Here is a 14,773-nt window from a genome sequence, read left to right as displayed (position 1 = left end):
TTCTGACAACGTTGTCATCTCCTGGAGGTGCGCCCATGTGGTCGCAGAGCAGACGGTTGGCCGCCGCGGTGGCCGCGGGGGTGGTGGTCGTCGGCCTGGCGCCCGCCGTGGCGCAGGCCGCGCCCGCCCCGGTGGATCCGGTGAGCCTCGTCAACCCGTTCGTCGGCACGCAGAACTTCGGCAACACGTTCCCCGGTGCGAGCGCGCCTTTCGGAATGGTGCAGGTCAGCCCGGACACCGGCGGTCAGGGCGGCTACGACTACCTGCAGAACGCGATCTACGGCTTCAGCCAGACGCACCTGTCCGGCGTCGGCTGCGGCGTCATGGGCGAGCTGCCCATCATGCCGACCACCGGCGCCGTCGACAACGTTGACAAAGACGCTTACAAGTCCGCGTACAGCCACGACGACGAGCACGCCGAACCCGGCTACTACCGCGTCGGCCTCCAGAAGTACGGCGTGAACGCCGAGCTGACGGCCACCGCGCGCACCGGCTGGCAGCGCTACACCTTCCCCTCGACCGGGCAGGCGAACGTCCTGTTCAACACCGGACAGGCCAACCAGTCCGTCAAGGACTCCGAGATCCACGTCGTCGGCGACCGGACCCTCGAAGGCCGCGTCCGCGCCGGCGGGTTCTGCGCCGGCCACGACGAGCACACCGTCTACTTCACGGCCACCTTCGACCGGCCGTTCAGCTCCTACGGCACCTGGCGCGGCTCGACGCGCACCGACGGCAGCCGCGACGCCGCGGGCACCGGCGGCAACGGCGCCTGGGCGAGCTTCGACGCCACCACCGACCACGACGTCGTCCTCAAGGTCGGCCTGTCGTACACGGGTCTCGACGGTGCGCGGAAGAACCTGGCGGCGGAGACGTCGAACTTCGACTTCGACGCCACCCGTGCGGCGCTGCACCAGCAGTGGGCCGACCGGCTCGGCGCCATCAAGATCGGCGGCGGCACCACCGAGCGGCAGACGGCGTTCTACACCGCGCTCTACCACTCGCAGCTGCACCCGAACCTGGCCGGCGACACCGACGGCGCGTACACCGGCTTCGACGGCAAGGTGCACACGGCGAGTGGTTACACGCCCTACCAGAACTTCTCGCTCTGGGACACCTACCGGCCGCAGAACCAGCTCCTCGAAATGCTCGAACCGCAGGTCGCGCGGGACGTCGCGCTGTCGGTGGTCGCCATCGGCCGGGACGGCGGGTGGCTCCCGCGGTGGGCGCTGGCCGAGAGCGAAACCAACATCATGACCGGCGACCCCGTGACACCGTTCCTCGTCGAAGCATGGTCGAAGGGCCTGCTCGCCGGGCACGAAGAAGAGGCGTACGGGCTGCTCAAGAAGAACGCGACGAGCACGCCGCCCGCCGATTCGCCGTACAACGGCCGCTCCGGCGTCAACTACTACAACGACCGCGGCTACATCCCGAGTGGCCTGGAGCTCGGCAAGGACTGCGCGGCCAAGGGCGGCGACAACGACTGCGAGCACCCGGCGTCCGCGACCATGGAGTATTCGGCGGCCGACGCGGCGCTGGCGCTGATGGCCCGCGGGCTCGGCCACGGCGCGGACGCGCGGATGTTCGCCGACCGCGGGCAGTGGTACCGCAATTTGTGGGACTCCTCGATCCAGCAGTTCCGCCCGCGCACGACCGAGGGCACGTTCCTCACGCCGTACAACCCGGTCGACGCCGACCACCAGTTCCACGAGGGCGGCGCCTACCAGTACCAGTGGCTCGTGCCGCAGGACCCGGCCGGGCTCGTCTCCCTGATGGGCGGCAAGAAGACGACCGAGAAGCGGCTCGACTCCTTCTTCGCCTACGACAACCTTCTGAAGGATCCGGCGGGCACCGCGCGCAACGACTGGATCTCCAGCCCGTACGACTACTACGGCAAGGCGACGTACAACCCGAACAACGAGCCCGACCTGCTCGCGCCGTACATGTACAACTGGGTCGGGACGCCGTCGAAGACCGCGACCGTCGTCCGCGCGGCGATGACGCTGTTCACCACCGGCCCGGACGGCATGACGGGCAACGACGACCTCGGCACGATGTCCGCGTGGTACGTCTTCTCCTCGCTCGGGCTGTACCCGACGATGAGCGGCGCGAACTTCCTCGCGCTGTCGAGCCCGCAGTTCGAGTCGGCGACCGTCCGGATCGGACAGTACGGCCGGTCGCAGGGCGGCACGCTGACCGTGAACGCGCCGGGTGCGAGCGACACCAACCGGTACGTCCAGAGCGTGTCGCTCAACGGCCGGGACGTCCGGCAGACGTCCCTGGACTGGTCCGCCATCGCGCACGGCGGGACGCTTTCGCACAAGCTGGGGTCGAAGCCCTCTTCGTGGGGTACTTCGGCCGCTGCCGAGCCGCCGTCGGTGAACAACGCCGCCGGTGACCTGCGGCGGCACGTCGACGCGTCGCTGCGGCAGTCGTCCGTGGTGATCCCGGCCGGCGCGGCCCAGCAGGTGCACCTCGACCTCGACGTCCTCGCGCAGAACCCGGTGCTGCAGCCGGTGACCGTGTCGGCGACGGCGCCGTCCGGGTGGAAGGTCAAGGTTCAGCCGATCGACCTGATCTGGTCGGGACGGCTGCCGGTGCAGAAGACGGTGCCGATCACGGTGACGGTGCCCGCCGGGGCCGCGGTGGGGACGTACCCGGTGCAGGTCAAGGTCTCGGGGCTGGGCGCGAACAGCGTCTCCCGATCGGCGACGGTCGAGGTGCGGACACCTTCGGCTTGCGTTCCGGGCACTTCGTGCGCGGTCGACCTGAGTCGCGACTACAACCACGACGGCACGGCGACGGTGCCGGCGTCCACCGAGGGCAACTTCGACGGTGGCGGCTGGAGCTACGACGCTTCGCTGCTTCCGCCGGCGGGCCCGGTGACCTGGGACGGCGTCACGTACGCGGCGCCGGACGCTTCGGGGACTTCGCCCAACTTCGTGGAGGCCCGTGGCCAGTCGCTGCTGCTTCCGGCGGGTCAGCACGCGGCGTTGAAGCTGGTCGGGTCGTCGCACAACGGTCCGGTGTCGACGACGCTGACCGCGCACTACACCGACGGGACCAGCGCCGACCTGGCCGTGACGTTCGCGGACTGGGCGGGCTCGGGGGCGTCGGTCGTGCTCGACATGCCGCACCGCATCAAGGCGGGCAGCGGAGTCGACGGGCCGTCGGTCCGGCTGTTCGGCGTCGCAGCCGCGTTGGATTCCGGCAAGACACTGCAGTCGGTGAGCCTGCCGAACGACCCGCGGGTCGAGATTTACGCGCTCACCCTGGCGTGATGGTCCGGTTCGCCGGGTCCGCCCCGGCGAACCGCTCCACCAGGTCAGGGAAGCCGAAGACGGTGATCCGGGCGATGCCGCCCTTGCCGAGGGTCAGCACCGCCAAGCCGAACGGCTCGCCGCGGTACCAGGCCGCCGCCGCGGGCTGGCCGTTCGCTCGGGTCGGCGTCATGTGCCACTCGCCCGGCTCGCCCATTACGTGTCGCAGGAATGCGACACAAGTCCGCTTTCCGGCGAACCACGTCCGGGACGGCACCGGCTCGATCACCGCGTCGTCGCGCAGGACGCTCTCCAGCGCCGCCAGGTCCGAGTTCATGAACGCGCTCATGTAGCGGTCGAGGAGTTCGCGCTGCTCGGGCTCGGTGAGGGAGCCGACCTCCGGAGCGTCCTGGAGGGTGGCGCGGGCGCGCTGGAGGGTGCTCTTCACCGCCGCGACGCTCGTGCCGAGCATCTCCGCGACCTCGGCCGCCGGGAACGCCAGCACCTCCCGCAGGATCAGCACCGCGCGCTGGCGTGGCGGGAGCAGCTGCAGCCCGGCGATCAACGCCAGCCGGACGCCGTCGCGGGCCACCGCGATCTCCGCCGGGTCGTCGGCGTCGGAGGTGACCAAGGCGTCCGGGATCGGCCGCGGCCAGAGATCGGTGGGTTCGGCCGGGACGGGCGGGGCATCCGGATCGGCCGCGGGCGCGCCCAGCCCGGACGGCAGCGGCCGCCGCCCCCGCTGCTCCAGCGCGGTGAGGCAGGCGTTCGTCGCGATCCGGTAGAGCCAGGAGCGGACGGAGGCCCGGCCTTCGAAGCGGTCGTAGGCCCGCCACGCGCGCAGGTAGGTCTCCTGGACGACGTCCTCGGCCTCGTCGGGCGTGCCGAGCATGCGGTAGCAGTGGGCCAGCAGCTCACGCCGGTACGGCTCGAAATCCACAGTCACACTCTTGCTGACCGCCGGCGGCGGCGAAAGGAATCGGTCAGGGCGAAGGCCGGACTTCCGGCTGCGGCGCGCACTCGACCCACCGGCGGCTCACGTCGGCCCGGAGTTCCTGCTGTTCGGCGTAGAAGGCATCGAGCCGGTCAGCACCGTGACGGCCGCGAGCAGGGGCAACGCGATCGAAAATCTCGGGGGATGCCGAGCACGATCGTGGAGAGCGCGGTGAAGACCAGCGAGGAAATATCTCAGAGCGGGAGGTCGGGCCGCCGCCCCACCAGCTCCAGGAATCCCCGCTCGGAGGCGAGTTCGTTCGGCGACGAGGTCCGACGTCGGGGCCACATCCGGCCAGGTTCTCGGACCCACCGCCTCCGCGGCAAGCGTCAGGCGACGATGCGCGGCTCGGAAGCCAGCCTCGACAGCGCCTGCGTGAGCCGCCGCGCCGCGACCTCCCACTCCTCCAGCGCACTTCCCCGGCCCAGGGCCGCCGTCCGCAACGACCGGCGCAGCTCCGGGTCCGCGTACCACCGGTGCAACGCGTCCGCCAGGGAAAACGGGTCGTTCGGCTCGACCAGCAGGCCCGGCATCTCGCCGTCCGCGTCGACGCCGAGGGCGTCGTACACCCCGCCGACCTCGGTGGCCAGCACCGGGATTCCGCGGGCCAGCGCCTGGGCGACGAACATCCCGGACGTCGCCGCGCGGGCCGGGATGACCAGCAAGTCGGCCGCGTTGTAGGCGGCGCCCAGGTCGACCGCGTCGCCCGTCAGCGTGATGCGGCCGCCCAGGCCGAGGCGCTCGATGGACCACCCCAGCTCGTCGACGTACCCCCGGTCCACTTCCAGCGAGCCGGCCATGACGCAGGACAGCGCCAGGTGGTCGACCTCGCCGAGGGCCTGGACCAGCACGTCCTGGCCGTTGCGGCGGGTCACGTCGCCGACGCACAGCAGCCGGGAGACGCCGTCGGCGCCCGCCGCGAGCGGAGCTGCGTCGGTGCCCGGCTTGGCCACGTACACGCGGCCCGGGTCGAGGTCGTGGCGGTCGATCAGCAGGCGGGCGAGCCACGGGCTGGTCGCGACGACCATCCCGGCCATCCGCAGCGTCTCGCGCTCGCACGCGTCCAGCTCCGCCGCGTGCGCCGGGTCGAGGCCCGGCTCGTCGGCCAGGGCCTGGTGCACCAGCACGGCCAGCCGCAGCCGCCGCGCGTGCGGGACGACGATCTCGGGCACGCCCGAGGCGATCGCGCCGTCGAGCAGCACCACCGTCCGGTCCGGCAGCGCGGCCAGGGATCTGGCCAGGCGACGCCGGGACGTCGCGTCCGGCTCCGGCCAGTCGCCGGCGAGCGGCAGCTCCAGCACCGGCTGCCCGACGGCGGGCAGGTTCTGGCACATGCGCTTGTCGTACGTGTCACTCCCCGGCGGCGCGGCCGGGAGGATGAACACCATCGGGTCGGCGGGCCTCATCGCGAAGGCCGGAGCAGAGCGGCGGGACGGGACACGGCAACCTCCAGCGCGGTCGACGACGATGACGGCTCATCTGTCACACGCGGCCGGTGGCGAGTCGGTTCAGCCCTGCGAGTCAATCTTCCAGACGCCGTTTTCCTGGACCATCGTGAAGGTGTCGTTCTCGGCGTTCCCGCCGTCGTAGGTGACGTGCGCGGTCACCTTGCTGGGACCGACCTCCTTGACGCTGGTCGCCTGCACCGACTTGTACCTCCCCCAAAAGCGGGTGTACGTCTCGTACGTCTGGCCGCGTGACGACTTGAAGTGATCGGTGAGCAGCTTCCACGCCTCCGCCGGGTTGCCCGGCAGCAGCGCGTAGTAGTCGGACAGAGCTTGGGCGGCCGTCTTGGTCGCGGACACCGGCGACACCGGCGTCGAAGTGGGCGGCGGCGTGGTCGCCGGCGGCGAACTGGGCGTCGGCGAAGGTGACGCCGACGGCGACGGTGTCACGGAAACCGAAGCCGGCGGCTGGGACGTGGCCGGTGGCGCGGCGGTGTCCGTCGGCGGCTTCTGGCGCACGACCAGCAGGATCGCGACGACGACCGCGACGCACAGCAGCGCCGCGCCCGCCCCGACGGCGATCATGCCCTTGCGCGCGCCCGGCGACACGGCGGCGACCGCGCCGGGCGACGACGGCGGCGGCGGCGGTACGGCGACGGTGTCCGGGACGGTCGGCACGGCCGCCGCGGCAGCCACCTCGGCCTCCGGGATCGTCGCCGCGAGCACCGACTCGCCCGGCTCCGCGTCGGTCAGCAGGGCGCGCAGCTCCTGCTCGACCTCGTCCATCGACGGCCGCGCGGCCGGGTCGGTGGCGAGCATCCGCTCCAGCAGCGGGGTCAGCCGCTCCGCCTTGGCCGGCGGCTCGATCTCCCCGCTGGACGCCTTGTAGAGCAAGGCGATCGGGTTGTCCGCCGTGCCGTACGGCGGCTGCCCCTCGACGGCCGCGTACAGCGTGGCGCCGAGGGAGAAGACGTCGGCGGCGAAGTCGGCGTCCTCGCCGCGGGCCACCTCGGGCGCGAGGTACGCGGGCGTACCGGCGATCTCGCCGGTGGCCGTCAGCTTGACGTCACCGATCGCGCGGGAGATGCCGAAGTCGGTGATCTTCGCCGTGCCGTCGTCGGAGACCAGGATGTTGGCCGGCTTCACGTCGCGGTGCACGATCCCGGCGCGGTGCGCGCCGGCCAGCGCCGAACTGATCTGCGCGCCGATGCGGATGGCGTCGTCGACGGAGACGGGCTCGTCCTGGATCAGGACGGCGAAACTCTTCGACGCCAGGTACTCCATGATCAACCACGGCCGGTCCTCCTCCTCGAGGACGGCGAACACCGTGATCGCGTGGGAATGCTGCAACCGGGCGGCGATCCGCGCCTCGCGCATCGCGCGGTTCTTCGCCTCTTCGGTGCGGTGCTCGTCGTGGTCGTGCGGCAGCAGGAGTTCCTTGATCGCCACGGTGCGGCCGAGCATTTCGTCCTGGGCCCGCCACACCGTGCCCATCGCGCCGCCGCCGATCGGCTCGAGCAGCCGGTACCGATCGCGGATCCGGCGACTTTCCACGAGCATCCACCATTCTTGACAAAGTGTCCCGACGAGATCCGGCCAGCATGCCAGGATCATCCGCCGGCCGGTACCAACGTAACCGAAAACCTTGGACGGACAGCGCAATCGAGCGCTGTGGCGCTGCCCACCGTGTACCCGCAAATCCTAACGAACAACCCCGTAGGCCCGATCAAGTGCGTCCACGATCTCCTTGCGCAGCCCGGCACCGACGGCGATCGTCGACGACGAACCGACCGTGTGCTCGCTGCCGTCGCGGTCCACGACGGCGCCGCCGGCCTCGCGCACGAGCAGTACGCCGGCCATGGTGTCCCACGGGTTGTTGGACAGGATCAGTGCGGCGTCGAGCTTTCCGTCCGCCACCCAGGCGAGGTCGATCGCCGCGGTGCCGAGCATCCGGATCTTCTGCGCCCGCGCGCCGAGGTCCGACAGCAGCCGCAGGCGCGCGGCGTTCTTCTCTTCCGCCAACCGGCCGATCGCGAAGTCGCCGACGGCGATCATCGCGTCCGCCATCTCCGTCGCGGCGGACGCGCCGACGCGCTCCCCGTTCGCGAAAGCACCTTCGCCGCGCGCGGCGGTGTACGTGACGCCTAGGTACGGCAGGGCGATCGCCGCGACCGTGCTGTGCTCGCCGTCCACCAGCGCCAGGGAAATCCCGCAGAGCGGAATCCCGCGGGCGAAGTTGGCGGTGCCGTCGATCGGGTCGAGCGCCCACCAGCGGCCACCGCCGTCGCCGCTGCGGCCACGCTCCTCGCCGAGGACCCCGATCTCCGGCGTCTCGGCGGTGAGGAACTCCCGCAGCGCGTCCTCGACCGCCATGTCGACGTCGGTCACCAGGTCGCGATCACCTTTCGCGGAAACGGAAAAAGCCGGGCGCGACCGGACGATCTCCGTCGCCTTCGCCACGGCTTCGCGCGCGACGTCCAGTAGTGCGGCATGCTCGCTCATGACTCCAACTTAGTGAAGGGACGTGCTCATGACCGACCTGTTCCCGCTATCGACGACGGCCGACGAGCAGCGGCGGGGCGCGGGGGTCGCGGTGCTGCCGGTCGGCAGCTTCGAGCAGCACGGCGCGCACCTTCCCCTGGCGACCGACACGGTCATCGCGGCCACCCTCGCGAAGGCGGTCGCGGAGGCGTATCCCGTCCTCCACCTGCCGCCGATCACGATCTCGTGCTCCCACGAGCACGCGGCGTGGGCCGGCACGGTGAGCATCTCCGCCCGCACGCTGCACGCCGTCGTCACCGACGTCGCCGCGTCGCTCGAGGCGTCCGGCGTCGGGCGGCTGGTGCTGGTCAACGGGCACGGCGGCAACTACGTACTGTCCAATGTGGTCCAGGAGGCCGCCGGCGCGATGGCGCTGTTCCCCGGTGTCGCGGACTGGCAGGCGGCGCACACGGCGGCCGGCCTGCGCACGTCGCTGGACGACGACATGCACGCCGGCGAACTGGAGACGTCGATCCTGCTGCACGCGCACCCGCACCTCGTCCGACCCGGCCACGAGACGGCCGACCACGTCACCGACCGGGAGCACCTGCTGACGCTGGGCCTGCGGGCCTACACGGAGTCGGGGGTGGTCGGCCGTCCTTCGCTGGCGAGCGCGGCGAAGGGGCACGTCCTGCTGGACACGCTGGTCCAGCGCTTCGCCGGCGTTCTCGAGGCTTTAGGCGCCTGAGAACGCCTGGCCCAGGTGCGGGAGCAGGTGGTCCATCCGCTCGGCCTTCGTGCGGAGGTACTGCAGGCTCTCCGGGTTCGGCGGAACCAGCAGCGGAACCCGCTCGCTGATCCGGATTCCGTAGCGCGTGAGCTGTTCGACCTTCGCCGGGTTGTTCGACAGCAGGCGTACCGAGCGGACGCCGAGGTCGGTCAGGATGCCCGCCGCCGCGTGGTAGTCGCGGGCGTCGACCGGCAGGCCCTGCGCCAGGTTCGCGTCGACCGTGTCGAGGCCCTCGTCCTGCTGCAGCCGCATCGCCTCGAGCTTCGCGAGCAGGCCGATCCCGCGACCCTCGTGGCCCTGGACGTAGACGAGCACGCCCGAGCCCTCCTCGACGATCCGGTCCAGCGCCACCGCCAGCTGGTCGCCGCATTCGCAGTGCGTCGAGCCGAAGACGTCGCCGGTCAGGCATTCGCTGTGCACGCGGACCAGGGCGCCGAGCGGGGCGACGTCGCCGTGGACCAGCGCGACCTGCTCGGTGCCGGTGCGATCGAGGTAGCCGACCGCGCGGAACGTCCCGTGCCGGGTCGGCAGCCGGGTGTCGACCACCCGCTCGACGACGGCACGATGCGGCAGGTCTCCGACGACTTCGCTTGCGGTCATGACTTCAACCCCACTTCCGATTCGATCCCGGTGCCGGCCGCCATGCGCGGAGCGGACACGACACCGGTGTGCGGAGCGCGGGTCACGCGGAACCCGGCGACGCTCCGGACGAGCAGGACGCCGGCGCCGGGCAGGCTCGCGACCAGCGTGAGCACCCCGTAGACGACGGCGACGGTGACGCCTTGGGCGGCGCCGAGCCCGGCCGCGCCGAAGAGCAGGGCGCAGACGCCCTCGCGCGGGCCGAAGCCACCGACGTTGAGCGGGAGACCCATCGCGAGCAGCGCGAGGATCATCAGCGGCACGAGCTGCCCGACCGGCGCGCCGACCCCGGCGACGCGGGCGGCGACGACGAACAGCGCCAGGTGCCCGGCCAGCGTCGCGACCGACAGGAAGCTCACGCCGAGCCAGGTCTCGCGGGTGAACAGGCCCAGCCGCAGGTCGGCGAGGGTGACGGCGAAACCGCGACGCCACTTCGACTCGCTGTGGATCCACCGCCCGCCGAACAGGCGGCCGGCCACGAGCGCGCCGACGGCGGCCAGCACGACGACCACGCCGGTGATCGTCACGACCTCGCGGAACGCGCCGGGCACGACGTCCGGCGACACGAGCACGACGGTGACCGCGGACGCGATCAGGACGAACTGGCCGGCGGTGCGCTCGAGGACGACGGCGCGCACGCCGCGCGGCACGTCGCCCGAGTCGCGGCCGTGCTGCACCGCGCGGTGGACGTCCCCGAGGACGCCCGCGGGCAGCACGCCGTTGAGGAACAGCGCGCGGTAGTAGTCGCCGACCGCGCCGCGCAGCGAAAGCCGCAGGCCGAGCCGGGTGGCGACGATCTGCCAGCGCCCCGCGCTGAACAGCGTCGTCGCGAAGCCGATGACCAGGGCGGCGAGCACGCCGGGCGCGCTGATCCGGCCGAGGCCGTCGAGGAAGGCGTCGCTGCCGAGCTGCCAGACGAGGACACCGAGGATGGCCAACGCGCCGAGGATCCGCAGCCAGGCCAGCGCGCGCTTCACGCCGCCACCTCCGGGCTCGGCGGCAGGACCAGCAGGTCACCGTGGTGGATCACCGCGTGCAGCTCGCCGGCGTCGGCCATTTCGAGCCGCCGCTGGAGGTAGACCTCGGCGGCCGGGCGCAGCTCCCACAGCTGCTCGACGGCGGCGCCGACCCACCCCTCGAGCCACTGCCGCTGCAGTTCGGCCTGCTCGGGTCCGAGCCGCCAGGCGCTCTCGGCGCGCACGACCCTGGCGCCGAGCCTGCCGAACGCGGTCGCGGCGACGTCCATCGCGGTGGGGCCGAGCAGCCGCCGGCCCCCGGTGAGCCGGCGCTGGTGGGCGTTGAACGAGGAGGAGAGAGCGGCGTCGAGCGGGTCGGCGGGCGACAGTTCCACCCGGCCGGTGACCGAGAGCATCAGCAGCGCCGCGCAGCCCGCTTCGACGATCGCCCTGGCCAGCGCCGTGACCTCGGCTTCGGTCAGCAGGTCGAGCAGCGCGGACGCGGTGACCAGCGACGTCCCGGCGAGGTCGGCGGCGCGCAGCGCGGTGACGTCGCGCTGCTCGGTGACGACGTCGACGGGGCTGCCGTCCAGCGCGGTGGCCGGCAGGGAGGTGCGGGCGCGGGTGAGCAGCTCCGCGTCCTCGTCGTGCAGGATCCAGTGCTGGGTGCCGGGCAGGCGCGCGGCCAGCCAGCGGCCGAGCGAGCCGGTGCCGCAGCCGAGGTCGCGGATGACCAGGTCGCCGGCCGGCAGGTGCTCGCGCAGCGTGTCGACGAGTTCGGTGGCGCGGGCCGCGGCGTCGGCGGGTTCCCGCAGGTAGAGCCAGTCCGGTGCGAACGCGGTCATGCCGCCGCCTCCTGCCGCTGCAGGACGTCGGCGATCCGGCGGGCGGTGTCGTCCCAGCTGGTCAGGGTCTCGCGGCGCAGCTTCGCCGAGGCACGCAGCCGGGCCCGCAGCTCGGGCTCGGTGAGCCAGCGGCGCAGGGCGGCGCCGAGCGCTTCGACGTCGTCGCCGGGCACGAGCATGCCCGGCACCGAGCCGTCCGGCGCGACGCCGACGGTGTCGGGCAGCGCGTCGACGTCGGTGGTCAGCACGGGCACGCCGCGGGCGAGGGCTTCGGTGACGACCATGCCGAACGTCTCGCCGCGCGAGGGCAGGACGAGCAGGTCGGCGGAGTGGTAGGTGGCGGCCAGCGCGGTGCCGGTGCGGGGACCGGTGAGGGTGAAGCGGTCGCCGAGCCGGTGCTCGCGCAGCCGTTCGACGTACTTCGTCTCGCGCCGGATCCCGCCGACGCACTCGCACGTCCAGCGCAGGTCGGCGACGGTTTCCAGGGCCTGGGCGAGCACGCCCTGGCCCTTGCGCGGGGTCACGTTGGCCACGCAGACCAGGCGCGACATGCCGTCGGTGCCGATGGCCGGCGGCGCCGGGTCGACGCCGGGCGGCACGGCGTGCACGCGGTGCGGGGCGAGACCGTGGTGGCTCACCAGCCGGCGCGCGGCCCACTCGCTGGTCGCGATGACGGAGCTGGCGGCCCGCAGCGTGTCGCGCTCGAGCGCGTCGAGCTCGGCGGCCAGCGCGGGCGGCAGGCCGGTCTCGTCGGCCAGCGGCAGGTGCACCAGCACCGAAAGCGACAGCCGGCGTGCCTGCGGGACGATCACTTCGGGCACACCGCACGCGACCAGGCCGTCGAGCAGGACCGCGGACCCGGTGGGCAGCGCGGAGAGCAGGTGGCCGAGGACCGCGCGAGCCTCGGTGTCCGGGCGCGGCCAGCTGCCGGAGACGGCGATCTCGTGGACGTCGAGGCCGGCCTCGGTGAGGCGGTCGCACACCCGGCGGTCGTAGGTGTTGCCGCCACTCGGGACCGACGCGTCGTCGACGTCCCCGGGGAGGACCACGTAGAGAGAGTTCACAGGGCACGCTCGTAACTCGCCCAGGCGACGTGCGATTCCTTCAGCGAGACGGCGATGCCTTCGAGGCCGCGGGCGCCTTCGCCGAGGCGTCCGGCGTGGACGGCGTCGGCGAGGCGGTCGGCGATGACCTTCGCGAGGTACTCGGTCGACGTGTTGATGCCCTTGAACACCGGCTCGTCGTCGAGGTTGCGGTAGTTCAGGTCGCTCAGCACCGCCCCGAGCTCTTCCGTGGCCTTGCCGATGTCGACGACGATGTTGTCCTCGTCGAGGTCGGTGCGGCGGAAGGTGGCATCCACCACGAAGGTCGCGCCGTGCAGGCGTTGCGCGGGTCCGAAGACTTCTCCGCGGAAGCTGTGGGCGACCATCACGTGGTCACGGACGGTGATGCTGAACACCAAGACCTCCGATGCGTTCGGGTGGACGTGGTCACTGCGGCTGATACATGACACGGAGGCAGAGGGCGGAAAGTTCATTCGCGGCGAGCCGGGGTAACACGGATGGAAGATCTTCAAACATGCACTCGCCGCTGACCAGCGCTTCGAACGCCGGATCGGCCAGCAGTTCGAGGGCGAGGCCGAGCCGCTGGGCGTAGTCGCGGTCGGGCCGCGCGACCGTCCCGACCTGGCTGCTGCGGATCGTCAACCGGTGCGAATGGAAGTTCTCGCCGAGCGGCACGCTCACCCGGCGGTCGCCGTACCAGGACAGTTCGACGACCTCGCCTTCCGGCGCGAGCAGCTCCAGTGCTTTGGCGAGTCCGGCTTCGGACGCGCTCGCGTGCACGACGAGGTCGCAGTCGGCTTTCGCGGCTTCCGGCGTCGAGAACTCGACCCCGAGGGTTTCGGCGATCTCCGCGCGTGCCGGGTCGACGTCGATCAGCTGCACGCGGGTGGCCGGGAAGCCCTGGAGCAGTTTCGCGACACTGCAGCCGACCATGCCGGCGCCGATCACCGCGATCCGGTCGCCGAGCTTCGGCTTCGCGTCCCAGACGGCGTTGACCGCGGTCTCGACGGTGCCGGCGAGGATCGCGCGGCCGGGCGGGACGGCGTCCGGCACCGGCGTCACGGCGCTCGCGGGGACGACGTACGCGGTCTGGTGCGGGTAGAGGCAGAAGACGGTCCGCCCCTTCAGCTCGGCCGGGCCCTGTTCGACGACGCCGACGTTGAGGTAGCCGTACTTCACCGGCCCAGGGAACTCGCCCTCCTGGAACGGCGCGCGCATGACGTCGTGCTGGTTCGCCGGGACACCGCCGCGGAAGACGAGGGTTTCGGTGCCGCGGGAGACGCCGGAGCAGAGCGTGCGGACGAGGACTTCGCCGTCGCCCGGCTCACGCAAGGTCACGGAACGGAGGGCACCTTCGCCGGGGCTTTGAACCCAGAAAGCCTGTTCCACGTGTTCTCCTCTGCAGGCGACCGGAGGCTGGTGTCGCCGCCACCTTATGAGCACCCGTGCCGATTCGCGGAGTTAAAGATGATCAAGAACGGACTTCTCCTACGCTCTGCGGTCCCGGTGTGGGCGCTCGCCGCCGGAGCCGGTTCCCTATCCCCGGTCGCCTGGGCGACCGGGGCCGTGTACGGCCTCGCGCTGGTGCTGCTGACGGGCTGGGGCCTGCGGCAGAGCGGCCGCGGGAAGTTCGGCCCGGCGGACTGGATCACGTTCGCCCGCGCGGTCCTGGTGGGCGGCGCGGCCGAGCTGATCGCCGACGGCGGTCACCCGCTCTGGCTGCTGGTCGGGCTGGTCGCGGTCGCGCTGGCGATGGACGGTTTCGACGGCCAGGTCGCCCGCCGCACGGGCACGGCGTCGGAGTTCGGCGCCCGGTTCGACATGGAGGTCGACGCGTTCCTGATCCTGCTGCTGTGCATCCAGGTGTCCCGCACGCTCGGGCTGTGGGTGCTGGCGATCGGCCTGATGCGGTACGCGTTCGTGGCCGCTTCGTGGGCGTTGCCGTGGCTGACGGCGCCGCTGTACCCGAGCATGGCCCGGAAGACGGTGGCCGCGGTGCAGGGCGTGGTGCTGGTGGTCGCGGTTTCCGGGCTGCTGCCCGGAGTGGTCTCGTTCGGTTTCGTGGTGGCGGCGCTGGGGTCACTGGTGTGGTCGTTCGGCCGGGACACGGTGTGGCTGGCCCGCCACCGCGTGGCGACGGCGGAGCCGGGCCGGATCGTGGAGCTCACCCGCGCGACGCTGCGACGTCCGCACGGCACGGTCTGGCGGGGCCACAACCAGGCGGCTTAGCCCCAGTCTCAAGCGCCCCAATGTGGCCTTGGTTGCGTCTGACGCACCCAAGGCGGCCTTCGGTGCGTCGGAC

Annotated in this window: 13 protein-coding genes; 3 read left to right on the top strand and 10 right to left on the bottom strand. The window is 72.0% G+C overall.

Features of this window, described 5'->3' with window-relative positions:
- Positions 1-35: 35 nt before the first annotated feature.
- On the top strand, positions 36-3,278 hold the full coding sequence (locus AB0M83_RS18765) for a GH92 family glycosyl hydrolase (RefSeq protein ID WP_364518578.1): 3,243 nt from the start codon (positions 36-38) through the stop codon (positions 3,276-3,278).
- On the opposite strand, the gene AB0M83_RS18760 is transcribed toward AB0M83_RS18765, so the two are convergent.
- From AB0M83_RS18760 to AB0M83_RS18745, 4 genes are all read right to left on the bottom strand, one after another.
- Positions 3,265-4,203 (bottom strand): RNA polymerase subunit sigma-70, encoded by a 939-nt coding sequence (locus tag AB0M83_RS18760; RefSeq protein WP_364518576.1) that lies wholly within the window; start codon positions 4,201-4,203, stop codon positions 3,265-3,267. The genes AB0M83_RS18765 and AB0M83_RS18760 overlap by 14 nt on opposite strands.
- A 377-nt stretch (positions 4,204-4,580) precedes the next feature.
- Complete coding sequence (locus AB0M83_RS18755; RefSeq protein WP_364518748.1) at positions 4,581-5,639, bottom strand: glycosyltransferase; 1,059 nt, start codon at positions 5,637-5,639, stop codon at positions 4,581-4,583.
- Positions 5,640-5,759: 120 nt separating this feature from the next.
- Positions 5,760-7,256 carry a protein kinase gene (locus AB0M83_RS18750; RefSeq protein WP_364518574.1) on the bottom strand — a complete coding sequence of 499 codons (1,497 nt, stop codon included), beginning with the start codon at positions 7,254-7,256 and terminating at the stop codon, positions 5,760-5,762.
- 141 nt (positions 7,257-7,397) lie between these two features.
- The gene (locus AB0M83_RS18745; protein ID WP_364518572.1) at positions 7,398-8,198 is read right to left on the bottom strand and encodes an inositol monophosphatase family protein; all 801 of its coding nucleotides are present in this window, start codon (positions 8,196-8,198) and stop codon (positions 7,398-7,400) included.
- A 28-nt stretch (positions 8,199-8,226) separates the two neighbouring features.
- Between AB0M83_RS18745 and AB0M83_RS18740 the strand changes: the two genes are divergently transcribed.
- Positions 8,227-8,925, top strand: coding sequence for a creatininase family protein (locus AB0M83_RS18740; protein ID WP_364518570.1), 699 nt, complete (start codon positions 8,227-8,229; stop codon positions 8,923-8,925).
- Here the strand turns inward: AB0M83_RS18740 and ribA are convergent.
- From ribA to AB0M83_RS18710, 6 genes are read right to left on the bottom strand one after another with little or no spacing between them, the layout of a single operon-like run.
- The gene (ribA, locus tag AB0M83_RS18735; protein WP_364518568.1) at positions 8,914-9,567 is read right to left on the bottom strand and encodes a GTP cyclohydrolase II; all 654 of its coding nucleotides are present in this window, start codon (positions 9,565-9,567) and stop codon (positions 8,914-8,916) included. The two genes, AB0M83_RS18740 and ribA, sit on opposite strands and share 12 nt — an antisense overlap.
- Complete coding sequence (locus AB0M83_RS18730) at positions 9,564-10,583, bottom strand: lysylphosphatidylglycerol synthase transmembrane domain-containing protein (RefSeq protein ID WP_364518566.1); 1,020 nt, start codon at positions 10,581-10,583, stop codon at positions 9,564-9,566. The genes ribA and AB0M83_RS18730 overlap by 4 nt, the downstream gene beginning before the upstream one ends.
- A complete protein-coding gene (locus AB0M83_RS18725) occupies positions 10,580-11,407 on the bottom strand; it encodes a class I SAM-dependent methyltransferase (RefSeq protein ID WP_364518564.1) in 828 nt (275 codons plus the stop codon). The genes AB0M83_RS18730 and AB0M83_RS18725 overlap by 4 nt, the downstream gene beginning before the upstream one ends.
- Entirely contained in the window at positions 11,404-12,471 is a 1,068-nt protein-coding gene (locus tag AB0M83_RS18720) for a glycosyltransferase family 4 protein (RefSeq protein ID WP_364518562.1), read from the bottom strand. The genes AB0M83_RS18725 and AB0M83_RS18720 overlap by 4 nt, the downstream gene beginning before the upstream one ends.
- Complete coding sequence (locus AB0M83_RS18715) at positions 12,468-12,866, bottom strand: 6-carboxytetrahydropterin synthase (protein WP_284742883.1); 399 nt, start codon at positions 12,864-12,866, stop codon at positions 12,468-12,470. The genes AB0M83_RS18720 and AB0M83_RS18715 overlap by 4 nt, the downstream gene beginning before the upstream one ends.
- A 31-nt stretch (positions 12,867-12,897) precedes the next feature.
- Positions 12,898-13,860 (bottom strand): zinc-binding alcohol dehydrogenase, encoded by a 963-nt coding sequence (locus AB0M83_RS18710; protein WP_364518560.1) that lies wholly within the window; start codon positions 13,858-13,860, stop codon positions 12,898-12,900.
- A gap of 78 nt (positions 13,861-13,938) precedes the next feature.
- Here AB0M83_RS18710 and AB0M83_RS18705 point away from each other — a divergent pair, with 78 nt between their 5' ends.
- Positions 13,939-14,700 (top strand): CDP-alcohol phosphatidyltransferase family protein, encoded by a 762-nt coding sequence (locus AB0M83_RS18705; RefSeq protein WP_364518558.1) that lies wholly within the window; start codon positions 13,939-13,941, stop codon positions 14,698-14,700.
- Positions 14,701-14,773 lie beyond the last annotated feature (73 nt).

Source organism: Amycolatopsis sp. NPDC051106 (genome assembly GCF_040682775.1).
GTDB lineage: Bacteria > Actinomycetota > Actinomycetes > Mycobacteriales > Pseudonocardiaceae > Amycolatopsis.
Note: the sequence above shows the minus strand (reverse complement) of the source record. Positions and strands in the feature narration are given on the sequence as shown.